23 protein-coding genes and 3 tRNA genes are annotated in these 23,099 nt (G+C 59.5%); 21 read left to right on the top strand and 5 right to left on the bottom strand.

Annotated elements, in window-relative coordinates; all coding sequences use genetic code 11:
• Window positions 1-59 precede the first annotated feature (59 nt).
• Together ileS and WDB88_RS06560 are read left to right on the top strand one after the other, a co-directional pair.
• Complete coding sequence (gene ileS, locus WDB88_RS06565) at window positions 60-2,969, top strand: isoleucine--tRNA ligase (protein ID WP_339109390.1); 2,910 nt, start codon at window positions 60-62, stop codon at window positions 2,967-2,969.
• 46 nt (window positions 2,970-3,015) lie between these two features.
• Window positions 3,016-3,756: a hypothetical protein gene (locus WDB88_RS06560; protein ID WP_339109389.1), complete on the top strand. Its 741-nt coding sequence runs from the start codon at window positions 3,016-3,018 to the stop codon at window positions 3,754-3,756.
• Here the strand turns inward: WDB88_RS06560 and WDB88_RS06555 are convergent.
• The gene (locus WDB88_RS06555) at window positions 3,709-5,157 is read right to left on the bottom strand and encodes a TrkH family potassium uptake protein (protein ID WP_339109388.1); all 1,449 of its coding nucleotides are present in this window, start codon (window positions 5,155-5,157) and stop codon (window positions 3,709-3,711) included. The two genes, WDB88_RS06560 and WDB88_RS06555, sit on opposite strands and share 48 nt — an antisense overlap.
• 228 nt (window positions 5,158-5,385) lie before the next feature.
• Here WDB88_RS06555 and WDB88_RS06550 point away from each other — a divergent pair, with 228 nt between their 5' ends.
• Window positions 5,386-8,820 (top strand): pyruvate carboxylase, encoded by a 3,435-nt coding sequence (locus tag WDB88_RS06550; RefSeq protein ID WP_339109387.1) that lies wholly within the window; start codon window positions 5,386-5,388, stop codon window positions 8,818-8,820.
• A 52-nt stretch (window positions 8,821-8,872) separates the two neighbouring features.
• Here the strand turns inward: WDB88_RS06550 and WDB88_RS06545 are convergent, their stop codons facing one another.
• Window positions 8,873-9,070 (bottom strand): CsbD family protein, encoded by a 198-nt coding sequence (locus WDB88_RS06545; RefSeq protein WP_339109386.1) that lies wholly within the window; start codon window positions 9,068-9,070, stop codon window positions 8,873-8,875.
• 80 nt (window positions 9,071-9,150) lie between these two features.
• Complete coding sequence (locus WDB88_RS06540; protein ID WP_339109385.1) at window positions 9,151-9,561, bottom strand: hypothetical protein; 411 nt, start codon at window positions 9,559-9,561, stop codon at window positions 9,151-9,153.
• Between the two features lie 186 nt (window positions 9,562-9,747).
• Between WDB88_RS06540 and WDB88_RS06535 the strand changes: the two genes are divergently transcribed.
• The 18 genes from WDB88_RS06535 to WDB88_RS06450 all read left to right on the top strand — a co-directional run bounded on the left by WDB88_RS06535 (window position 9,748) and on the right by WDB88_RS06450 (window position 21,712).
• Window positions 9,748-9,822 (top strand) — tRNA-Gly (locus WDB88_RS06535).
• Between the two features lie 42 nt (window positions 9,823-9,864).
• A tRNA-Gly gene (locus WDB88_RS06530) sits at window positions 9,865-9,939 on the top strand.
• 19 nt (window positions 9,940-9,958) lie between these two features.
• Window positions 9,959-10,033 (top strand) — tRNA-Gly (locus WDB88_RS06525).
• Window positions 10,034-10,177: 144 nt separating this feature from the next.
• Entirely contained in the window at window positions 10,178-10,675 is a 498-nt protein-coding gene (locus tag WDB88_RS06520) for an HPP family protein (protein ID WP_339109384.1), read from the top strand.
• 3 nt (window positions 10,676-10,678) lie between these two features.
• The gene (locus WDB88_RS06515) at window positions 10,679-11,209 is read left to right on the top strand and encodes a TetR/AcrR family transcriptional regulator (RefSeq protein ID WP_339109383.1); all 531 of its coding nucleotides are present in this window, start codon (window positions 10,679-10,681) and stop codon (window positions 11,207-11,209) included.
• Between the two features lie 72 nt (window positions 11,210-11,281).
• Entirely contained in the window at window positions 11,282-11,869 is a 588-nt protein-coding gene (gene hisB, locus WDB88_RS06510; protein WP_339109382.1) for an imidazoleglycerol-phosphate dehydratase HisB, read from the top strand.
• Window positions 11,869-12,507 carry an imidazole glycerol phosphate synthase subunit HisH gene (gene hisH / locus WDB88_RS06505; RefSeq protein WP_339109381.1) on the top strand — a complete coding sequence of 213 codons (639 nt, stop codon included), beginning with the start codon at window positions 11,869-11,871 and terminating at the stop codon, window positions 12,505-12,507. Before hisB ends, hisH begins: the two co-directional genes overlap by 1 nt.
• A 15-nt stretch (window positions 12,508-12,522) precedes the next feature.
• Window positions 12,523-13,242, top strand: a complete 720-nt coding sequence (hisA, locus tag WDB88_RS06500) for a 1-(5-phosphoribosyl)-5-[(5-phosphoribosylamino)methylideneamino]imidazole-4-carboxamide isomerase (RefSeq protein ID WP_339109380.1) — start codon at window positions 12,523-12,525, stop codon at window positions 13,240-13,242.
• A 94-nt stretch (window positions 13,243-13,336) separates the two neighbouring features.
• Window positions 13,337-14,098: an imidazole glycerol phosphate synthase subunit HisF gene (gene hisF / locus WDB88_RS06495; protein WP_339109379.1), complete on the top strand. Its 762-nt coding sequence runs from the start codon at window positions 13,337-13,339 to the stop codon at window positions 14,096-14,098.
• Entirely contained in the window at window positions 14,095-14,409 is a 315-nt protein-coding gene (locus WDB88_RS06490; RefSeq protein ID WP_339109378.1) for a phosphoribosyl-ATP diphosphatase, read from the top strand. Before hisF ends, WDB88_RS06490 begins: the two co-directional genes overlap by 4 nt.
• A gap of 57 nt (window positions 14,410-14,466) precedes the next feature.
• On the top strand, window positions 14,467-14,937 hold the full coding sequence (locus WDB88_RS06485) for a TerB family tellurite resistance protein (RefSeq protein ID WP_339109377.1): 471 nt from the start codon (window positions 14,467-14,469) through the stop codon (window positions 14,935-14,937).
• A gap of 119 nt (window positions 14,938-15,056) precedes the next feature.
• Window positions 15,057-15,851 carry an amino acid ABC transporter ATP-binding protein gene (locus WDB88_RS06480; RefSeq protein ID WP_339109376.1) on the top strand — a complete coding sequence of 265 codons (795 nt, stop codon included), beginning with the start codon at window positions 15,057-15,059 and terminating at the stop codon, window positions 15,849-15,851.
• A 49-nt stretch (window positions 15,852-15,900) separates the two neighbouring features.
• Window positions 15,901-16,620 (top strand): transporter substrate-binding domain-containing protein, encoded by a 720-nt coding sequence (locus WDB88_RS06475; protein ID WP_339109375.1) that lies wholly within the window; start codon window positions 15,901-15,903, stop codon window positions 16,618-16,620.
• A 39-nt stretch (window positions 16,621-16,659) separates the two neighbouring features.
• A complete protein-coding gene (locus WDB88_RS06470; protein WP_339109374.1) occupies window positions 16,660-17,541 on the top strand; it encodes an ABC transporter permease subunit in 882 nt (293 codons plus the stop codon).
• A complete protein-coding gene (locus WDB88_RS06465) occupies window positions 17,538-18,368 on the top strand; it encodes an ABC transporter permease subunit (RefSeq protein WP_339109373.1) in 831 nt (276 codons plus the stop codon). The genes WDB88_RS06470 and WDB88_RS06465 overlap by 4 nt, the downstream gene beginning before the upstream one ends.
• A gap of 310 nt (window positions 18,369-18,678) precedes the next feature.
• Window positions 18,679-19,677, top strand: coding sequence for a TRAP transporter substrate-binding protein DctP (gene dctP, locus WDB88_RS06460; RefSeq protein ID WP_339109372.1), 999 nt, complete (start codon window positions 18,679-18,681; stop codon window positions 19,675-19,677).
• A gap of 71 nt (window positions 19,678-19,748) precedes the next feature.
• Window positions 19,749-20,411 carry a TRAP transporter small permease gene (locus WDB88_RS06455; protein ID WP_339109371.1) on the top strand — a complete coding sequence of 221 codons (663 nt, stop codon included), beginning with the start codon at window positions 19,749-19,751 and terminating at the stop codon, window positions 20,409-20,411.
• A complete protein-coding gene (locus WDB88_RS06450) occupies window positions 20,408-21,712 on the top strand; it encodes a TRAP transporter large permease (protein ID WP_339109370.1) in 1,305 nt (434 codons plus the stop codon). Before WDB88_RS06455 ends, WDB88_RS06450 begins: the two co-directional genes overlap by 4 nt.
• Before the next feature lie 71 nt (window positions 21,713-21,783).
• Here the strand turns inward: WDB88_RS06450 and WDB88_RS06445 are convergent, their stop codons facing one another.
• Together WDB88_RS06445 and WDB88_RS06440 are read right to left on the bottom strand one after the other, a co-directional pair.
• Window positions 21,784-22,362 (bottom strand): cupin domain-containing protein, encoded by a 579-nt coding sequence (locus tag WDB88_RS06445; protein ID WP_339109369.1) that lies wholly within the window; start codon window positions 22,360-22,362, stop codon window positions 21,784-21,786.
• A 151-nt stretch (window positions 22,363-22,513) separates the two neighbouring features.
• Window positions 22,514-22,939: a CoA-binding protein gene (locus WDB88_RS06440; protein WP_339109368.1), complete on the bottom strand. Its 426-nt coding sequence runs from the start codon at window positions 22,937-22,939 to the stop codon at window positions 22,514-22,516.
• Between the last annotated feature and the right edge of the window lie 160 nt (window positions 22,940-23,099).

Genomic DNA, 23,099 nt, shown 5'->3' with positions numbered 1-23,099 from the left:
CCGAATGACGGGCAGGCAAGCCGCCGCCCGACCGATCCCCTTCCAAGGATGTTCCCCCTATGTGTGCCGACACAACCGACAAATCCGTCGATTACCACGATACCGTCTTCCTGCCCGAAACCGACTTTCCGATGCGCGCAGGGCTGCCCATGCGCGAGCCCGAATGGCTCGACCGCTGGGCGAAAATCGGCATCTATGACCGCCTGCGCGACAAGGCCAAAGCGGGCAGCCGCACACCTTTCACGCTGCATGACGGCCCTCCCTATGCCAATGGCCACCTGCATATCGGTCACGCGCTGAACAAGGTCATCAAGGATATCATCACCCGCTCGCATCAGATGATGGGCCATGACGCCCGTTACGTGCCGGGCTGGGATTGCCACGGCCTGCCGATCGAATGGAAGATCGAAGAACAATACCGCAAGGCGGGCAAGGACAAGGACGAGGTGCCTGTCATCGACTTCCGTCAGGAATGCCGCAAGTTTGCCGAAGGCTGGGTGAATATCCAGCGCGAGGAATTCAAGCGCCTCGGCGTCTATGGCAACTGGGACGACCCCTACCTGACCATGAACTTCCACGCCGAGCGCGTCATCGCGGAAGAGTTCATGACCTTCCTGATGAATGGCACGCTCTATCAGGGCTCGAAACCCGTGATGTGGTCGCCGGTTGAAAAAACCGCTCTGGCCGAGGCCGAGGTCGAATATCACGACCACACCAGCCATATGATCTGGGTCCGCTTCAAGCCCAAGGCCGATGTGCTGGAAGGTGCTTCGGTCGTGATCTGGACCACCACGCCTTGGACCATCCCGCAAAACCGCGCGGTGGCCTATGGTCCCTCCATGTCCTACGGCCTCTACCGTGTGGATATTCCCGCGGACAAATCCACGGCGGAAGCGGGCGAGCTGATCGTGCTGGCCGACAAGCTGGCCGATGATGTGATGAACTCGGCCAAGGTCGAGGGCTATTCGCGCCTGCGCGATGTGGCGACTTCGGAATTTGAAGGCGTGATCCTCAACCACCCCTATGCGAGTGTCGAAGGCGCCAATGGCGAGTGGGATTACGATGTCCCCATGCTGCCGGGCGATCATGTGACCGATGATGCCGGTACGGGCTTTGTCCATACCGCGCCCTCGCACGGCGATGACGACTATCAGCTGGGCCTGAAATTCGGCCTCAAGATGACCTATAACATCGAGGCCGATGGGTCCTATCGCGCCGATCTGCCGCTCTTTGCAGGCATGAAGATCGTGGCCGATGATGGCAAGGACGGCCCCGCCAATGTGGAAAACATCAAGCAACTGGCCTATGCCGGTGCGCTTCTGGCCAAAGGCAAACTGAAGCACAGCTATCCGCATAGCTGGCGTTCCAAAGCGCCGCTGATCTATCGCAATACGCCGCAATGGTTTGCCGCGATCGATGTGAAGATGGACGATGGCATGGGCACCTATGGCGATACCATCCGCGAGCGCGCGCTGAAATCCATCGAAGAGCTGGTGGCCTTCACCCCCGAGCGCGGCAAGAACCGCCTGCATTCGATGATCGAGACGCGCCCCGACTGGGTTCTGTCGCGCCAGCGCGCATGGGGCGTGCCGCTGACCTGCTTCACCAAGCGGGGCGCGAAACCCGATGCCGAGGATTTCCTGCTGCGCAACGCAGAGGTCAACGCCCGCATCACCGCCGCCTTCGAGGAAAAAGGCGCGGATGTCTGGTATGAGGAGGGCTTCAAGGCCCGCGTTCTGGACGGCATCGTGAACCCCGAGGACTATGATCAGGTCTTCGACGTGCTCGACGTGTGGTTCGATAGCGGGTCCACCCATGCTTTCGTGCTGCGCGACCGCGCGGACGGCACTAAGGATGGCATCGCGGATGTCTATCTGGAAGGCACCGACCAGCACCGCGGCTGGTTCCATTCCTCGCTCCTGCAGGCTTCGGCCACCAAGGGCCGCGCGCCTTACCGCAATGTGGTCACCCATGGCTTCACGCTGGATGAGAAGGGCATGAAAATGTCCAAATCCATCGGCAATACCGTGGCCCCGCAAGAGGTTATCTCGGAATATGGCGCGGATATCCTGCGTCTTTGGGTGGCACAATCGGACTACACCGCGGACCAGCGGATCGGCCCGAAAATCCTCAAAGGCGTGGCAGATAGCTATCGCCGCCTGCGCAACACGCTGCGCTATATGCTCGGCGCGCTGAAGGATTTCGACGAGAGCGAGCGCCTGGATGTCTCGGAAATGCCCGAACTCGAGCGCTTCATCCTGCACCGTCTGGCGGAGCTGGACGCGGAAATCCAGGCCGATTACCGCGCCTTCAACTTCCAGTCCGTGTTCCAGAAGCTCTTCACCTTCTGCACGATCGAGCTGTCGGCCTTCCATTTCGATATCCGCAAGGACGCGCTTTACTGTGATCCGGCAGATAGCATCCGTCGCCGTGCCGCGCGCACGGTGATGGATATCCTGTTCCACCGCCTGACCACATGGCTCGCGCCGATCCTGCCCTTCACGATGGAAGATGTCTGGCTGTCGCGCTTTGATGGCGCAGAGGCTTCGGTCCATCTGGAAGACTTCCCCGAGACGCCTGCCGAGTGGCGCAACGAGGCGCTGGCCCAGAAATGGGAAGCAATCCGCCGTGCCCGCCGCGCGGTGACCGCAGCCCTCGAGGTGCAGCGCCGCGAGAAGGTGATCGGTGCCTCGCTGGAAGCAGCCCCTGTTGTGCATGTGGAAGATGCGGCTCTGCTGGATCTACTGAAGACTGTGCCCTTCGAGGATCTCTGCATCACCTCCGCCCTGACGCTGACCGCCGATCCGGCCCCCGCCGAAGCCTTCCGCCTGCCCGATGTGACGGGCGTCGCTGTGGTCTTCGAGATGGCCGATGGCGAGAAATGCGAGCGCTGCTGGCGCATCCTGCCGGATGTCGGCACGCATAAGCACCCCCATACCTGCCAACGCTGCAACGATGCGCTTGGCTGACGACAAAGGGCGCCCTTCGGGGCGCCTTACTTTTTCAAGGATTTTCATGAGCTATTTGAAGAATGCAGGCGTCCGGCTGCTATGGGCAATCGGCAGCGTCATAATGTTTGTGTTCGGGGTGGGCATATTCTTCGCCGTCCTGCCAACTACAATCCACGATCATCACAGCTATGCAAAAACCGCCCGCGAGGCACTGTCGCGGCCAGAGCCACGCCTTGATAGCATCACGGCACAGCTTTCCGAAGACACCTCTATTTTTCACGAAATTAATGCCTTAGTCATCATGTCAAGCGCCGCCTACCGCGTTGAAGAACGCAGCAGCAGGGTGACACGCAAGCGCATCATCACACCTGTGTTCGGTACAATCGTCAACGCTGCAGACCGGCAGGTCGCTGCGATTATCGTCTTCAAGAACGAGCGGGAACTTGAGCGATGGAACAGCCTTCCCCACCCCCAACAGATGACCACCCTGCGCGCCTATTGGTCAGTCACGGTACAGGGCGTCCTGTCGCAGAGGCCCGTGGTCCCGAATGCCGCCAGAAGAATGCTCCTGCAACAGGGCTATAAAGTCGAAGGAACAATCCCCGAAATCCATCCCTTCCTGAACACGCGCGAGATCGCCTTAAAACGATATACGCGCCCACGCTACGAGGCAGACGCGTTTATGGCCCTGTTCGGTATCACCGCCCTGTTTGCCAGCTGGTGTATGATCAGACAGACGTTTGAAAAAATTCCGCCTTCACCCGCGCCAGAACCGCGGCAGAAACAGCACAAGCACCGAAAGTAGCTCGAGCCGCCCAAGGAACATCCCGAAGGACATCAGCCATTTCGCGGTTTCGGGGAAGTTCACGATCGACCCATTGGCCGAGACCTCCGGCCCCCAGCAGGGGCCGACATTGGCAATGGCAGTCCATGCCGCCGTGATCGCGGTGCGGGTTTCCAGCCCCGTCAGCGCCAAGGCCACGATCAGCAGGCCGAAGCTGAGAATGAAAAACGAGAAAAACGCCATGACCGAGTTCACCACATCTTCGGCCACCGGATGCCCGTCATAGCGGATCAGCGTCACGCGGTGCGGGCTGTAGAGGCGGCGGACCTGCGCCTTGATCGACTCGATCAGGATCAGGTAGCGGAACACCTTGACCGAACAGCCCGTCGAGGCCGTGCAGCCCCCGATCAGCCCCACTACGATCAGGATCACGAAGGCCATATGCCCCCAAGCCGTGACATCCACCGAGGAATATCCGGTGCCGGTAAAGGTGGAGACCACGTTGAAGATGGTCTCGCGCAGGGTCGGCCAGAACGGATCCTCGCTCCGCATCATGCGATAGAAGACGATGGCAACGATCGCATAAAGATGCCAGCGCAGGAAAGCGCGCACCTGCGGATCGCGCCAGAGCGGCAGGGCATCCCCCTGCACAAGCTGGACGAAGCGGATAAAGGGCATGGCCGCCAGCAGCATGAAGACCGAGGCCACATATTCCGGGGCCCCCAGATAGGCGCCGAAGCTTTTGTCCTCGCTGGAAAAACCGCCGGTGGAGATGGTGGTCAGCGCATGCAGGATCGCGTCATAGAGGTTCATCCCCGACATCATGAAAGCCGCACAGCACAGAATCGACAGCCCGAGATAGATACGGATCAGGGCGCGCGAGATTTCGCGGGCACGGGGCAGCACCTTTCCAAGCGTATCGAACCCTTCGGACCGGAAAAACTGCATCCCGCCCACTTTCATCACCGGCAGGAAGATCATGGCAACGATGATGATCCCCAGCCCCCCCAGCCATTGCAGGATGGCCCGCCAGAGATTGGCCGAATGCGGCAAGGCATCAAGCTTGGGGATCACGGTGGTGCCGGTGGTTGTCATGCCCGACATCGCCTCGAAATAGGCATCGGTGAACGACAGATGCGGCGCCCCGATGATAAAGGGCAGCGCCCCCATCGCAGGCAGGGCCAGCCAGACGCCGCTGGTCAGCACGAAACTCTGGCGCAGGGTCAGCACCGCGCCCAGACTGTCATGCGCCGCCATTGCCAGAAGTCCGCCGCTTGCCACGCAGATAAACGCGCTTTCGGCAAAGGCATACCAGTTGGGGTCCCCGCGATACAGGTCCAGTGCCGCCGGAATCAGCATGAAAATGCCCAGCGCGGTTATCAGAAGACCAATGATATAGCCCACCGGGCGGAAATCCGTCATGGGCCCTGCTTTGCCCGAAGCGGGGCATCTGTCAATAGCCTGCCGGATCGGTGTGCCGCGGCAGGTCGCGAACGCTGCAAAAATCGACGTCGCGGGGCCGTTCGGGCAAAATGCGAAGTTTTGGTAAAAAAAACTTTCCGGTTTTGCATATTTTCAAAGCATGAAGACTTGCGCTGCACTGCGGCATCGCTAGGCTTCGGCCTGGACGAGTAGGAGGAGAATGGCTCGATGTTCGAAAAGATCCTTGTTGCCAACCGAGGCGAGATTGCCATCCGCGTGATGCGCGCCGCCAATGAACTGGGTAAGAAGACCGTTGCGGTCTATGCCGAAGAAGACAAGCTGGGCCTGCACCGGTTCAAGGCCGACGAAGCCTATCAGATCGGCAAGGGGCTCAGCCCCGTCGGCGCCTATCTGGCGATTGACGAGATCATCCGCGTGGCCAAGCTCTCGGGTGCGGATGCGATCCATCCCGGTTACGGTCTGCTGTCGGAGAACCCCGATTTCGTGGAAGCCTGTGCCAAGAACGGCATCACCTTCATCGGCCCCAAGGCCGAAACGATGCGGGCTTTGGGCGACAAGGCCTCGGCGCGGCGTGTGGCGATCAAGGCCGATGTGCCGGTGATCCCCGCGACCGAAGTGCTGGGCGATGATTTCGACGCGATCAAGGCAGAGGCCGCCGAGATCGGCTATCCGCTGATGCTGAAGGCCTCTTGGGGTGGTGGCGGGCGCGGCATGCGTCCGATCAACGGCCCCGAGGAGCTGGTGGAGAAGGTCCGCGAAGGCCGCCGCGAGGCCGAGGCCGCCTTTGGCAATGGCGAGGGCTATCTGGAGAAGATGATCCTGCGCGCCCGCCACGTCGAGGTGCAGCTTCTGGGCGATACGCATGGCCATCTCTATCATCTTTACGAACGCGACTGCACCGTGCAGCGCCGCAACCAGAAGGTCGTCGAGCGCGCCCCTGCCCCCTATCTTTCGCCAGAGCAGCGCGAAGAGGTCTGTGCACTGGCGCTGAAAATCGGTCAGGCTGTGGGCTATCAGAACGCAGGCACCGTTGAATTCCTGATGGATATGGACACCGAGAAGTTCTACTTCATCGAGGTCAATCCGCGCGTGCAGGTGGAACATACCGTCACCGAAGAGGTGACCGGCATCGACATCGTGCAAAGCCAGATCCGCATCGCGGAAGGCGCCACTCTGGCCGAAGCGACCGGTGTCGCCAGTCAGGCGGATGTGCATCTTCTGGGTCATGCGATGCAATGCCGCGTGACCACCGAAGATCCGCAGAACAACTTCATCCCCGATTATGGCCGCATTCAGGCCTATCGCTCGGCCACGGGTAATGGCATCCGTCTGGATGGCGGCACCGCCTATGCGGGCGGCGTGATCACCCGATATTATGACAGCCTTCTGGTCAAGGTCACGGCCCGTGCGCCGACACCGGAACAGGCGATCTCGCGCATGGATCGAGCGCTGCGCGAATTCCGCGTGCGCGGGGTGTCGACCAATATCGATTTCGTCATCAACCTGCTCAAGCATCCGACCTTCCTGGATATGAGCTATACGACGAAATTTATCGATACCACGCCGGATCTATTCGACTTCAAGACCCGCGCGGACCGCGGCACGAAGATCCTGAACTACATCGCCGATATCACCGTGAACGGGCATCCGGAAACGACAGGTCGTGCCAAGCCTGCGGCCGATGCCAAACCGCCTGTCCTGCCCGATCTCGGCGGCACGGTGAAACCCGGCACGCGCAACCTGCTGGAAGAAAAAGGCCCGCAGGCCGTAGCTGACTGGATGAAGGCGCAGACGAAGCTGCTGCTGACCGACACCACCATGCGCGACGGCCACCAGTCGCTGCTGGCGACGCGGATGCGGTCGATCGATATGATCAAGGCCGCACCGGTCTATGCGGCCAATCTGGGCGATCTCTTCTCGGTCGAGTGCTGGGGCGGTGCGACCTTCGATGTGGCTTACCGCTTCTTGCAGGAATGCCCGTGGCAGCGGCTACGTGACATTCGCGCGGCGATGCCCAATGTGATGACGCAGATGCTGCTGCGCGCCTCGAATGGTGTGGGCTATACCAACTACCCCGATAATGTGGTGCAGTTCTTCGTGAAACAGGCCGCGACCTCGGGCGTAGATGTGTTCCGCGTCTTCGACAGCCTCAACTGGGTCGAGAATATGCGCGTCGCGATGGATGCGGTGATCGAGGCGAATAAGGTCTGCGAAGGCACGATCTGCTATACCGGCGATCTTCTGGATCCGGCGCGGTCGAAATACGACCTGAAATACTATGTCGGCATGGCGAAAGAGCTTGAGGCCGCAGGCGCCCATGTTCTGGGCCTGAAGGATATGGCGGGGCTTCTGAAGCCCACTCAGGCCGGAATGCTGGTGCGCGCCTTGAAGGAAGAGGTCGGCCTGCCGATCCATTTCCACACGCATGACACCTCGGGCGTGGCGGGGGCGACCATTCTGGCAGCCGCCGAAGCCGGTGTGGATGCGGTCGATGCGGCGATGGATGCGTTTTCGGGCGGCACCTCGCAACCCTGCCTTGGCTCGATCGTCGAGGCTCTGCGCCATACCCCGCGCGACACGGGACTGGATATCGGAACCATCCGCCGCATGTCGAACTATTGGGAGGCCGTGCGCGGCCAGTATGCGGCCTTTGAATCGGGCATGCAGGCCCCTGCATCGGAGGTCTATCTGCATGAGATGCCCGGCGGGCAGTTCACCAACCTCAAGGCTCAGGCCCGCTCGCTCGGGCTGGAAGAGCGCTGGCACGAGGTGGCGCAGGCCTATGCCGATGCCAACCAGATCTTCGGCGATATCGTCAAAGTGACCCCTTCATCCAAGGTTGTGGGCGATATGGCGCTGATGATGGTGGCACAGAGGCTGACCAAGACCGATGTGCTCGACCCCAAACGCGAGATGTCCTTCCCCGATTCGGTGGTGGATATGCTGCGCGGCAATCTGGGCCAACCGCCCGGAGGCTGGCCGGAAGCGATCTCGAAGAAGGTGCTGAAAGACGAGCGCCCCTCGACCGAACGTCCCGGCCTGCACCTGCCTGCCGTTGATCTGGAAGAGACCCGTGCGAAACTTTCGGCAGAACTGGACGGGGCCGAGATCGATAACGAGGATCTCGCCGCCTATCTCATGTATCCGAAGGTCTTCACCGATTATGCCCGCCGCCACGAGACCTATGGTCCGGTGCGTGCGCTGCCCACGCCGGTGTTTTTCTACGGGATGGAACCTGCCGACGAGATTGCGGTGGAAATCGACCCCGGCAAGACGATGGAAATCCGCTACCAGACGGCCAGCGAGACCGACGAGAAGGGCGATGTGAAGGTCTTCTTCGAACTCAACGGCCAGCCGCGCGCCGTGCGCGTGCCCAATCGCAGCGTCAAGGCCGCAACGAAAGCGGCCCCCAAAGCGGATGCGGGCAACCCCAACCATATCGGTGCGCCGATGCCGGGGGTCGTGGCCTCGATCGCGGTCTCTGTCGGACAGACGGTCAGCCAAGGCGACCTGCTTCTGACCATCGAAGCGATGAAAATGGAGACGGGCCTCTCGGCGGATCGCGACGCGGTGGTGAAGGCGATCCACGTCACCCCCGGCGCGCAGATCGATGCGAAAGATCTTCTGATCGAGCTGGAATAACAAAAAAGGCGCCCACCAGATCCGGTGGGCGCCTTTTTCAGAAGCGGAAGGCTCAGAGCTTATCGAAGAAGCGGTTGACCTCGTGCTTGGCCTCGTCTTTCGTCTTGCCATATTTCTGCTGGATCAGGCCTTCCAGCTTTTCGCGATTGCCATTGGCTTCGGCGATTTCGTCATCGGTCAGCTTGCCCCATTGCGCCTTGACCGAGCCGGTGAGTTCTTTCCATTTGCCTTCGATCATATCGGTATTCATCGCATTTCCTCCATGCAAAGCGCGTCAAGCGCGGTTCACGGTGCTAACCCGCAAGTTGCGCTTGAGTTCCGTCGCCGGTTTCACACCGGCTTTCCCAAATCCACTATTTTCCGAAACTCATCGGCAGGAATGGCTCTGACCGCCCGCTGAACGGCCCCGCCCATTTTCGGACGACCATCAGGTCCCGCAAGCGCAGATTCCAGCGGCTTCCCTCCCAGCAAACGTGGCACTGGTCGGGAAAACATACGCAAACTGTTCGCTTTAATATGCGCAATAAACCGATCCGCTTTTTCGGGATGTGAAACAATATCCCATATCTCCCCCAGCGCGAAATAACCTCTTTGGCCTGCAGATAACGGCTCATAGTAAATAAAACCCTGCCCGACACCTTGCTTCATTGTTTTTAGATAAGTTTTTGGAAAGTCGTAGATTTCCTCAATCCGATCATCATACACAGAATTCGGTTTATGCAACAAAATCAAATTGGCCATTATCGGCTGCTCCCTTTCTTCAGACATAAGGCGAAACCAGCCAACCAATCCTACGTGTCGTTTGCGTGCTCTGCGCAGCTTACAGTGCTCGGCTACGGAGTGAATGGGAAAGATTTTTTGCAATTCCGGATTTTTCCCCTTGCAGGTCCGCGCGCCATCCCTTAAATCGCCCCTCACCGAAACGGTGCGGGCGTAGCTCAGGGGTAGAGCATAACCTTGCCAAGGTTAGGGTCGGGCGTTCGAATCGCCTCGCCCGCTCCAATTCGGTAAAACCCAGCCTCGAAAGAGGTTTTGTCGTGAAGTGCGGGCGTAGCTCAGGGGTAGAGCATAACCTTGCCAAGGTTAGGGTCGGGCGTTCGAATCGCCTCGCCCGCTCCACGACAACACATAGCTCGGTGCGGGCGTAGCTCAGGGGTAGAGCATAACCTTGCCAAGGTTAGGGTCGGGCGTTCGAATCGCCTCGCCCGCTCCAATCAAAAGGCCTCCCTCGCGGGAGGCTTTTTGTTTTTCCCCATATCGCCATCTTCACCCCAGATCCGGAATTGCACTTTGACACTGCCGACACCGCGATGTAATGATCGTTTCACATAATGGAATGATCATTACAGGACGCCCCATGCCCGTTTTTCACCGCTATCTGCCACAGCCCACATTCAAAGCCATAGCCCTCTCCGGCCTCGGCGGCTTTGCGGCCATTGCCGCACTGGCTCTGGGCAGCAATGAAACCAGCCTTTTGCTGCTGATGGCCCCGTTCGGGGCAAGCTGCGTGCTACTTTTCGCCGCGCCATCGGCCCCGCTCTCGCAGCCGATGAACGTGATCGGCGGCCATCTCGTCGCCAGCCTGACCGGCCTGTGCCTGCGGCTGGCGCTGCCCGAAAGCTGGTGGGCGCTGGCGCTTGCAGTCGGGCTGGCCATCGCGCTTATGGTCGCCTTGCGGGTCACCCACCCGCCCGCAGGGGCCGACCCGCTGATCGTCTTTGCCACCGATCCGGGCTTCATGTTCCTGCTCACGCCAGTGTTGCTGGGGGCGGTCAGCCTTGTGGGGATTGCGATCGTCTTCCACAAACTGCAGGGCGTCGCCTACCCCACCCCCCTCCCGCAACGGAAGAGCTGAGCGATGCCCGACAAGCCAGACCTCATCCGCCAGCTTGCCGAACTGTTCCGGACCTATGGCTACGAGGGGGCCAGCATCGGCATCATTGTAGACAAGACCGGCGCGGGGCGCAGCTCGCTGTACCATTTCTTCCCTGGCGGCAAAGCGGATATGGCCCGTGCGGTTCTGGCCGATATCGACCAGTGGTTCGAGGCACATATCTTTACCCCGCTGCGGCATGACCCGCCGGAGACTGCGATTGCGCATATGTTCCATGCGGTGACGCGCTATTTCCATGACGGCCAGAGGATCTGCCTTGTGGGGGCTTTCGCGCTGGACCAGACCCGCGACCAGTTCGCCGCCCAAGTGCGGGGCTATTTCCGCGACTGGCAGGCGGCCCTTGCCCAATGTCTGGAACGCAGCGGCCTCTCTCCCGAAACAGCGCAGACGCGTGCCATACAGATGCTGGCGGCGATACAGGGCGGCATCGTTCTGGCCCGCGCCACGGGCGACAATGCCGCATTTACCGCCGCAATCGCGCCTTTTACGCCGTGATCGGCGGCGCTCCCCTTGGCAAGGCCTGATCCCCCGCCCTATAAGGCCCTCAAGACAACAAGGGATAGGCCCATGCGCAAGGCGACCATCACCCGCAAGACCCATGAGACCGCGATCGAGGTCACCCTCGATCTGGACGGCACCGGTGTCTATGACAACCAGACCGGCGTTGGCTTCTTTGACCATATGCTGGACCAGCTCTCGCGGCACTCGCTGATCGATATGACGATCCGCGCAGAGGGCGATTACCATATCGACGATCACCACACGGTCGAGGATGTGGGCATTGCGCTGGGTCAGGCGCTGACACAGGCTTTGGGCAACAAGAAGGGCATCAACCGCTACGGCCATTTCGCGCTGGCGATGGATGATACACAGGTGCGAGCGGCGCTGGATCTTTCGGCGCGGCCCTATCTGGTATGGAACCTGCCCTTCCCGACCGACAAGATCGGCATGTTCGACACCGAGCTGGTGCGCGAGTTCTTCCAAGGCTTCTCGACGCATGGCGGGATCACCCTGCATGTCGATCTGGTGCATGGGATCAACAGCCACCATATTGCCGAGGCCGCCTTCAAAGCGGTAGCCCGCGCCCTGCGTATGGCGGTCGAGACCGACCCGCGCATGGCGACTTCGCTGCCCTCGACCAAAGGGGCGCTGTGATGACCCTGACGGCACTTGTCGATTACGATAGCGGCAACCTGCATTCGGCGCAGAAAGCCTTCGAGCGGATGGCCCACGAGACCAATGCCGGCACGATCGTGGTGACCTCGGACCCAGATGTGGTGGCCAAGGCCGACCGTATCGTGTTGCCGGGCGATGGGGCCTTTCCGTCCTGCCGAGCGGCGCTGGAGCATTTTACGGGGCTTTATGAGGCAATCTCTGAGGGGGTCAGCGCTGGCAAGCCCTTCATGGGGATCTGCATCGGCATGCAGATGCTGGCGACCCGCGGGCTGGAATTCACCGAAACCAAGGGCTTTGGCTGGATTCCGGGTGAGGTGGTGAAGATTACCCCTGCGGATAGCGCGCTGAAGGTGCCGCATATGGGCTGGAACGATCTGGTGATCGACCATGCGCATCCGGTCTTCGAGGGCGTCAAGACGGGCGATCACGCCTATTTCGTCCATAGCTACCATTTCCGCGTGGCGGATCCGGCGCACCGGCTGGCCCATGTGGATTACGCAGGCGATGTGACCGCCATTGTGGGGCGCGACAATATCATCGGCACCCAGTTCCACCCCGAGAAATCTCAGGCCACTGGCCTGCGCATTATCGCCAATTTCCTCGGCTGGAAGCCGTAAGTACCGGAGACGATCATGATCCTTTATCCCGCCATCGACCTTAAAGACGGCCAATGCGTGCGCCTTCTGCATGGTGACATGGACAAGGCCACCGTCTTTGGTGATGACCCTGCCGCTCAGGCTGCGAAATTCGAGGCCGCTGGCTGCGAATGGGTGCATCTGGTGGACCTCAACGGGGCCTTCGCGGGCGAGCCGGTGAATGCCGCCGCCGTCGAGGCGATTCTGGCGCGTATCAAGGTGCCTGCGCAGCTGGGCGGTGGTATCCGCGATATGGCCACGATCGAGCGCTGGCTGGATAAGGGGCTGAGCCGTGTGATCCTTGGCACTGTCGCAGTGGAAAACCCAGACCTTGTACGCGAGGCGGCGAAGGCGTTTCCGGGCAAGGTGGCCGTGGGGATTGATGCGCGCAATGGCCGCGTGGCCACCAAGGGCTGGGCGGAAGAGACCGATGTGATGGTCACCGATCTGGCAAAATCCTTCGAGGATGCCGGTGTGGCGGCAATCATCTACACCGATATCATGCGTGATGGTGCGATGGGCGGCCCGAATATCGAGGCGACCGAGGCTTTGGCGCGGGCGGTGTCGATTCCGGTGATTGCTTCGGGTGGGGTATCGTCTTTGCCCGATCTGGTGGCGTTGCGCGATACCGGCGTGATTGCCGGGGCGATCTCGGGGCGGGCGATCTATGATGGCGCTCTGGATCTGGGCGCGGCGCTGACCGCGCTGAAGGGCTAAGGGGCTCTGCCCCCTCTTGGGCCTTGCGGCCCAATTCACCCCCGGGATATTTCGGGCAGCTGGAAGCCCGGGGAGCGCGAAAGGAGCGCGAGATATGCTGAAGACGCGGATTATTCCCTGTTTGGACGTGGCGGATGGCCGTGTCGTGAAGGGTGTCAATTTCGTCAATCTGGTGGATGCGGGCGACCCTGTGGAGGCAGCCAAGGCTTATGATGCGGCGGGCGCGGATGAGCTGTGTTTTCTGGACATCCATGCGACCCATGAGAATCGTGGCACCATGTATGATCTGGTGCGCCGCACCGCCGAGCAGTGCTTTATGCCTTTGACCGTGGGGGGCGGCGTGCGCAGCCATGAGGATGTGCGCAAACTGCTTCTGGCGGGGGCGGATAAGGTGTCGTTCAATTCGGCGGCGGTGAATGACCCCGATGTGATTGCGGCTTCGGCCGATCGTTTCGGCAGCCAATGCATCGTCTGTGCGATTGATGCCAAAACCGTCGAGCCCGGGCGTTGGGAGATTTTCACTCATGGCGGGCGTAAATCGACCGGGATTGATGCGGTGGAATTTGCGCGCACTGTGGCGGCGAAGGGCGCGGGGGAGATCCTGCTGACCTCAATGGATCGCGACGGGACACGGGCCGGTTTCAACCTGCCCCTAACGAAGGCGATTTCCGATGCGGTGGATGTGCCGGTGATTGCCTCGGGCGGTGTGGGGAACTTGGACCATCTGGTGGAAGGTGTGACCAAGGGGGGGGCGAGCGCGGTTCTGGCCGCGTCGATCTTCCATTTTGGCGATTATACGATTGGCGAGGCCAAAGAGCATATGGCGCGCGCCGGAATTCCGATGAGGCTGTCATGAATACACTAGAGAAACTTTACGAGACGGTTGCCTCGCGCAAAGGGGCGGACCCTGAAACGTCGTGGACGGCCAAGCTGTTTGCGAAAGGCCCCGAGAAATGCGCCGAGAAATTCGGGGAAGAGGCCGTTGAGGCGATCATCGAAGCGGTGAAGGGGGATTGCGGGCGTCTGACCTCGGAGGCGGCGGATGTGCTTTACCATCTGATGGTGATGCTGGCCGCACGGGATGTCACGCTTGATCAGGTGATGGCCGAGCTGGAACGCCGTGAGGGCATCTCGGGGATTGCCGAAAAAGCCGCACGCCCGAAGTAACGCCCGCCAAACGGCGCTGTGATTTGCCCGCGTAGGGAACCGGATTAAGATTGTTACATGTTCAAATCGCTTCTTGCGGCCCTGTCCGCGCCTGACCCTGATCCGCTGAATACCGAAGATTGCGAGCTTGCGCTGGCCGCACTTCTGGTGCGTCTTGCGCGGGCCGATGAAACCTATAGCGAGGCCGAACGCGAGCGTATCCATCGCGTTCTGATCGGGCGCGGCCTTGATGCAAAGGCCGCCCTCGAATTGCGCCACGCGGCCGAAGACCTGGAAGCACAGGCCCCCGATACCGTGCGCTTTACCCGTGCCTTGAAAGACAAGGTGCCCTATGGCGACCGCTCGGCCATTCTGGAGGCATTGTGGGAAGTGGCGCTGGCCGATGGCGCGCGCGATGCCGATGAGGATGCACTGATCCGGCTGACCTCGAAGCTGCTGGGCATCACCGATGTGGATTCCGCCCTTGCCCGCCAGAGGGTCGAGAAACGCCATGACACCGGCTCTGCACCGCAGCGACCTATCGATTAAAAAATAGGCACGAAATCAACTTAGTCGTAAAATTCAACTAAATACCGTATCCGGGATTGCCTCTTATATGCTCTTTGCTGCAATTTGGTGCAAAGAAGCCGACTTAGAGAAGGTTCCCCGTGACAGTTGACCCCCGCTCAGCCCCGACGGATGCTGTTATTGAAATCCGTAATCTTTATAAGAGCTACGGGCAGCTTGAGGTGCTTCGCGGCGTTTCGATCGAGGCGAAGCGCGGCGAGGTCGTCTCGCTGATCGGCTCGTCCGGTTCCGGAAAATCCACCCTTTTACGCTGCTGCAACCTGCTGGAAGACAGTCAGGGCGGCGAGATCCTGTTCAAGGGCGAAAAGGTTCAGTGGCGCGGCGCGGGAATGAGCCGCCGTCCGGCAGATCGCAAGCAGGTCACGCGGCTGCGCACAAATCTGTCCATGGTGTTCCAGCAATTCAATCTATGGTCGCATATGACCATTCTGCAAAATGTCATGGAAGCGCCGGTGACCGTGCTGGGACGTGACCCGAAAGAGGTCGAGCCGCTGGCGCGCAACTATCTGGCGAAGGTGGGGATCGGGGACAAATGCGATGCATGGCCTGCCCAGCTTTCGGGAGGCCAGCAACAGCGGGCGGCCATCGCGCGGGCGCTGTGTATGCAGCCCGAAGCCCTGCTTCTGGACGAGCCGACCTCGGCGCTTGATCCCGAATTGCAGCAGGAGGTGGTCAAGGTCATCAAGGATCTTGCCAAAGAGCACCGCACGATGATCCTTGTGACCCATGACATGCGATTGGCGCGGGATGTCTCGGACCATGTCGTGTTTCTGCATCAGGGGAAACTTCTGGAAGAAGGTCCGCCCGAAGAGGTCTTCGGTGCGCCGAAATCCGAGCGCCTGCAGCAATTCCTGTCAGCCACCGCACCGGCCTGACACACCGTTCTTCATCCATAAAGACCACAAAAACCTACAGGGGAATCCGATGAAAAAACTTCTTTTGGCCGCGAGTGCCCTGACGCTTTGTGCCAGCGCGGCGCTGGCGCAGGATGTCGTACGTATGGGGACCGAGGGCGCCTACCCTCCCTATAACTACATCGACGATAACGGTCAGGTCGCGGGCTTTGAACGCGAGCTGGGCGACGAGCTTTGCGCCCGTGCCGAACTGACCTGCGAATGGGTCACCAATGATTGGGATTCGATCATCCCGAACCTTCTGTCGGGCAATTACGACACGATCATGGCGGGTATGAATATCACCGAAGAACGTGCCAAGACGATCGACTTCACCGAAAACTACACCCCGCCTGCGGCCTCGAAATATCTGGCCCTTGACGAGACGACCGATCTGAAAGGTGCGATGGTGGCGGCACAGGTCAACACCTTGCAATCGGAATATGTGGCCTCGGCGGGCCAGACCCTGATGGAATTCGCCACGCTGGACGATTCGGTTGCGGCCGTGCGCAATGGCGAGGCAGATGCGGTCTTTGCCGATTATGACGCGCTGAAACCCTTCGCCGAGCAGGGCGATCTGCATTGGGTCGGCAAGGATGTGCAACTGGGCGATGGCGTCGGCATGGGCCTGCGCAAATCGGATACCGCGCTGAAAGCCAAATTCAATACCGCCATCGAGTCGATGAAGAAAGACGGCACCCTGAACGAACTCATCGTCAAGTATTTTGGCGACGACGCACAAACCTATTAAGGACAGGCGGGCGGGCTTGTCCCGCCCCTTATTCCCCAGATGTTCGAAAGCTGCACAGACCCTTCAGCCCTCTCCGGCCTCGGCTGGCTCTTATGCTATCTGACCACCGGCAAGCACCTGCTTTTCTATGCCTCCTTCGGCACGGTTCTGGCGCTTTTGGTGATCACTGCCCCTATCGCTCTGGCTTTCGGCTTCGGCGGGGCCTTGGCGGCGCGTTCGCGGCTGTGGCCCTTGCGGGTTTTCGGCAAAGCCTATACCGCGATGGTTCGCGGCATTCCCGACATCATCTTTTTCCTGTTCGTCCCGATCGCTTTGGATCAGGGGCTGGAATATCTGCGCCACATCACGCTCTGCCCCGACTGGACAGAGCCGGTGCGCCAGAACATGAACTTCCTCGTCTGCCCCGCTGCAAAACTTCCGCCCAATTCCGCCCCCCAGATCGTCCATGAAATCTACGGGTTCATTCTGGCAGTTGTGGCGTTTTCGGTGGTTTTCGGTGCTTTTGCGGCCAATGTGCTGTTCGGAGCGATGAATGCCGTGCCGCGCGCGCAGCTTGAAACCGCCGAAGCCTACGGGCTGACACAGCGCCAGATCACCCGACGCATCCTGATCCCGCAGATGTGGGTCTATGCCATGCCGGGGCTGTCGAATTTGTGGATGATCCTGATCAAGGCCACGCCGCTGCTGTTCCTGCTGGGGGTCGAGGATATCGTCTACTGGGCCCGCGAGCTGGGGGCCACCAAATCCGGCATCTATGATTTCCCGCATCCCGACTGGCGGATCTGGTACTTCCTTGCCCTGCTGGTGTTCTATCTGCTGATGACCAAAGTCTCGGAATGGGTCTTCGACCGGATCAATACGCGGCTCTCGCGCGGGCAGGCCACTCTGGCCGGAGAAAAGATGCGAAAGGCTTCGATATGAGCGATAGCTGCTTCCAGATCATCCATGATTACGGTCTGCGCTCGATCGGGCTTGGCGAAAGAATGCTGCCGCGCACCGATTTAACACTCTGCCACGAATTCACCCTGATCGGCTCGGGGATGCTGTGGAATATCTATTTTGGTGTGCTGGCTCTGGCTCTGGGCTTTCTGTTCGCCACCGCGCTGGCCGTTGGCAAGACCGCCGAACAGGCATGGATCCGCAAACCGGCAGACTGGTTTGTCTTCCTGTTCCGTGGTTCGCCGCTGTTCATCCAGTTCTTTCTGGCCTACGAACTGCTGACCTCGCTGCCCAAAAGCGGCATCGACGTGCTGGGGATCACCATCGAGACCTCGTGGATCACCCGTGCTTGGGCCGGAGCGACCTTGGTGCTGTTTCTCAACACCTCGGCCTATGCCGCCGAGATCTTTTATGGTGCGCTGCGCTCCATTCCCAAGGGAGATCTGGAAGCTGCGGATGCCTATGGGTTCTCGGGGTGGAAGAAATTCCGCAAGATCACATGGCCGACCATGCTGCGTCTGGCTTGGCCGTCCTATACGAACGAAGCGATCTTCCTGTTCCACTCGACGGCGCTGGTCTTCTTTTCCGGCTTCCCCGCCTTCCGGCAACAGGGCGATGCGCTTTATTATGCCAGCTATCTGGCCGACAAGACGTTCAACCCCTTTGTCGCCTACCCGATTGCCGCGTTCTATTTTATCTGCCTGACGCTGACCGTGATCACGATTTTCGGGCTCATCAATCGCCGCCTGAACCGCCATATGCCGGGCGCAGTCGCGAAATTGAAGATTCGGCCCATACTTTTGCGCTAAGGCTCGGAAAAAACCACAATATATAAAACACTGCCGAGCATTGCCCTTCGCGATGTTCGGCAGTTTGCAAAACAAGCCTGCTTAGGGAAAAAACTTAACCTATATTTGCTTAAATTCGCACCAGTCACCGCCGCGTGATGATTAATATATATGCATATTTGTAATAAAATTTGTGGCCTCGGCAGAAGTTTGCACGAATATTTCCCCGATACAGTGGATCGTTGTTTAATATATTTGTGTAACAAGACCGTGCATGTTAGCCAAAACCGGTTATCGGTCCTTTGGACCTACAACAGGGGAAAAAATTAACATGTCGATCAAGACTCTTCTTCGCGCAACCAGCGCAGCCGCTTTCTGTGCGCTTGCCAGCTTCGCGCCCGCCCACGCAAAAGACACGTTCATTCTGGCGCATGCCATGAACACCGAACACGTGTTCCACTCGCTCTCCGAGGAATTCATTGCCGACTTGGGCGATGACATCAATGTCGACTATCATCCCGCCGGTGATCTGGGCGACTGGACCTCGCTGTTCGAGCAAACCATGCAAGGCGTCGTGCCGATGAGCCTGACCTGGGGCGCATCCGAGTTCGATCAGCGCCTCGATCTCAGCTGGCTCGGCTATGTTGTGGACAACTGGGACGACGCGAAGCGCGTCTATGGCCCCGGCTCGGATATGCTTTCGGTCTATAACGACATCCTGCACGATATGGGCCTGCATGCCATCGGCCTGATCCCGACCGATTTCGGGTCTGTGGTCATCCGTAAGGGCGTCAAGGCGCGTCCGGTCAACTTCCCTGCCGATGCGGCAGGCGTGAAGATCCGCGTCCCCGGTGTCGCAATCGCGGTGGACCGCTTCTCCAATCTCGGGTTCTCGGCCGTGCCGATCCCGCTGGCCGAAGTCTACACCGCATTGCAGCTGGGCACCGTTGATGCCCGCGCCTTCTCGACCGCTGTCGAGACCTACAATATGCGCGACGTTCTGGATGCCAACATCCTGACCAACGACTATTTCGAAACCGCCTTCTGGCTGGTGAACGAAGACTGGTGGGATGGCCTGCCCGAAGACGAGCGTAACGAAATTCAGGCGGCTGCCGATAAGGTCATCGACCATGCATGGGTCGAAGCCAAAGCGAAAAGCGACGAATATATCCAGAAATCGGCAGATGCCGGTGTCGAGATTGTTCACCTGAACGACGAACAGATGGCCGCTGCCAAGAAGATCGTTTACGATACCGAATGGCCGGAAATGGAAAAAGTGGTTGGCCCCGAGATCATGGGCAAACTGCGTAAAGCTGCGGGCATCGAGTAATCTCTGCCTGTGTCGTCCCGGCGTTGTCTGACAACGCCGGGTTTCTTTTTCCTGATCCTCCGAAGGCTTTCATGACCCGTTCATCCAAGCAGCATCCGCGCGAACCGGTCGGCGCGGATTCCTATATCTATGTCGCTGAAATCGACCCGACCGAGATCCCCGATCAACTGACAGCCATTCCCGAATGGCAGCCCACAGGCTTCTACAAAGCCGTCCTGTCGGCAGAGAAAGTTCTGGCGGGGATTATCTTTACCGCCTTATTCGTGTTCGGCCTCGCTCTGGCCGGGCTGATGTTCGCGCAGGTGCTTCTGCGCTATGTCTTCCATTCGCCCTTCGTCGGCATTGAAGAGATCGCCCTTCTTTTCGGAGTGTGGACCTATTTTCTGGGCATGGCCTATGTGACCCGCAACGGCGAGCATATCCACGGCGGCATCCTGACGCTGGTGGTCAAGAACCCGCGCGCCATCCAGCTTGTGCGTATCGTGATGACGGTGCTTTCGCTGATCGCTGCGGCGGTTTTCGCCTATTACGCCATCCGCTATGCCATGTTCGAAATCGACAAGAACCGCATGAGCTCCTACATGCGCTGGCCGCGCTGGCTGTGGTCGTCGTCACTGATTTTCGGTTTCGGCGGCATGGTTCTCTATCTGGCCCTGCAATTCGTTAACCAGATCTGCGTCTTCCGCAATCCTGTCCTGTTGGCGGCGAGCCAGTCGAAAGGGTCCGAGCAATGACCATCTTCTTCCTCTCTATGGCGCTTGTCGTCATCCTGCTGCTGGCGGAAATGCCGATTGCGCTGGCCTTCGGGACGGGCGCGCTGATCTTCGGGCTGGCAAGCGGCTCGGATGTATCCTTCCTGCTGCCTTACGCCTATCAGACCACCTCCAGCTTCGCCCTTCTGGCACTGCCGCTCTTTGTTCTGGCGGGGACGCTGATGGCCGAAGGCGGAATCTCCGAACGCCTTCTGAACTTCGTGAACTCGCTTGTCGGGCGCGTCAAAGGCGGCCTCGGGGCCGTGACCGTGATCACCTGCGCCTTGTTTGGCGCGATCTCGGGGTCGTCTTCGGCAGCCATTGCCGCGATCGGCCAGATCATGATCCCGCGCATGGTGCGCGAAGGCTACCCCGCAGGACATGCGACAGCCCTTGTGGCATGTTCTTCGGTGCTGGCGCTGATGATCCCGCCCTCGATCCCGATGATCGTTTTCGCGATCACCGGCGGCCTGTCGGTCGGGGCAGCCTTCCTGTCGACCCTCGTGCCCGGCCTGCTTCTGGCACTGATCTATGTCGTGCTGAACTTCGTCTTCTTGCGGAATGTCGACACGATCAAGGTCGAAGAAAAGCTCGACTTCCAGCAATCGGTGCAGAATATCGGCCGTTCGGGCCTCAAGGCGTTCTGGGCCTTGCTGATGCCGGTTCTGATCCTTGGCGTGATCTATTCGGGGATCGCCACGCCGACCGAAGCTGCCGCCATCGCGCTGGTCTACGCCATTCCGGTGGGCTTCTTCATCTATAAGGGGCTGACGGTGCGCAGCTTCGCCACCTCCTTCGTGCGCTCGGCCATCACCACCGGATCCATCATCTCGGTGCTGTTCTTCCTGTTCATGATGAGCCGCGCGATGATCTTGCAGCAGATCCCGAAAGAAGTGGCCGAGGCCATGCTGTCGCTGTCGGACAACAAGATCGTCATCTTGCTGCTGATCAACGTCGTGCTGCTGTTCATCGGGATGATCGTGGATGACATCTCGGGCTCGGTTCTGGCCGCAATCATCTTCCTGCCGGTCATCAACCATCTGGGCGTGCACCCGATCCACTTTGCCGCCATCGTCGGCACCAATCTGGGTCTGGGCAACGTCTCGCCGCCCTGTGCGCCGATGCTCTATATGGCGGGGGGTGTCTCGAAACTGACGCTTGATAAATATATCAAACCGACGATGAAATTCCTGATCTTCGGGCACCTGCCGATGACCATGATCGTCACCTTCTGCCCCGATCTGTCGCTTTGGCTGCCGCGCCTGTTGATGGGCATCCAGTAAAACTGTCGCCGGATCCGACAAATGAAAACGCCCGAGGAATTCCTCGGGCGTTTTTTCATGCAGCAGACAGATCAGAAGGTTGGCGGCGTACAGGCGCTGATCACCACACAACGTTCCGAGCCGATATTGCGGAAACGATGCGGCTTGGTGCTGGCAAATTTATACCCGTCCCCGACCTGCAGCACCTCGACCTCGCCATCGACTTCCAAAAGCAGCTCTCCCTCGACCACGAACCCCGCTTCCTCGCCCTCATGCGTATAGGGCTCGCCCGTATCGGCGCCGGGCTCATAGGTCTCGTAAAGCATCAGCAGGGAGCTGCCCTGACTATAGCCCAATCGCCGCAGCGTGGCCGCACTGGACAGCGGGTTGATCCCCGCCCCGTCCACCTGCTCGGGGGTGATTTTTTCCAACTCGTTGTGGCGGAACACGAACTTGTCCACCACCGCCGCATCACTCTCGAAGAATTCCGACAATGTCAGATCCAGCGCCTCAAGAATTTTCTTGAGGGACGAGATCGACGGACTGGTCTTATTGCCCTCGATCAACGAGATCATCCCATTGGTAATGCCCGACTTTGTCGCCATTTCCCGCTGTGACATCTTGCGCGCCTTACGAACCGCGCGCAATCTCGCACCCACATCAAATTCCATCGCCTGTCCCGTTTGTCTTTTCACTTCCGGCACATTTTCATAGCAGTGCTTTTGAATTTTGACGAGAAAATCGCGCAATTTCACGCATTTGCAGTGATTTTATTCGGTCAGTGCAAAAATATTAAGCAGCCACTGCAAGATCTATTGGTTTTTACAGGCCAAGTCGCGGCATTTCGATCTTCGGACAGCGATCAGCCACCACGGTTTTGCCCGCCTGTCGTGCCAGAGCTTCGGCCTCCTCGTTGCCGACACCGATCTGCATCCAGACCACCTGCAGATGCGGCAGATGGGCCAAGGCGTCGCGGGTGATGTCCGGCATGGCCTCCGACCGGCGGAAGATATCCACCATATCCACCTCGATCTCCGGCGGGATCGCGGCAAGATCGGCATATACGGTTTCGCCCAAGGCCGTCTGCCCCGCAAGGCCGGGATTGACGGGGATCACCCGATAGCCTTTGGCCTGTAGAAAACGGGCCACCATATGCGACGGCCTGTCGGGATGCGCGGAATAGCCGACCAGGGCGATGGTCTTGGTGGTTGCGAATATCTCGCGTAGCTTGGCATCAGAAACCATCATATCCTCCGGTAACGCCCTGCCCCAGAAAAAAGCGCCCAGACCATAAGGCCGGGCGCGAGTGCGGAACGAGGGACAGTGTTCGAAGCGCAGTGGTTCCGATACTGCGCCTCCTGTCATTCAAGTTAGAAAGCATCCGGACAATTAAAAGGCCACAATCTTG

It is taken from the genome of Thioclava sp. GXIMD4216, from assembly GCF_037949285.1.
Classification (GTDB): Bacteria; Pseudomonadota; Alphaproteobacteria; order Rhodobacterales; family Rhodobacteraceae; genus Thioclava; species Thioclava litoralis.
Note: the sequence above shows the minus strand (reverse complement) of the source record. Positions and strands in the feature narration are given on the sequence as shown.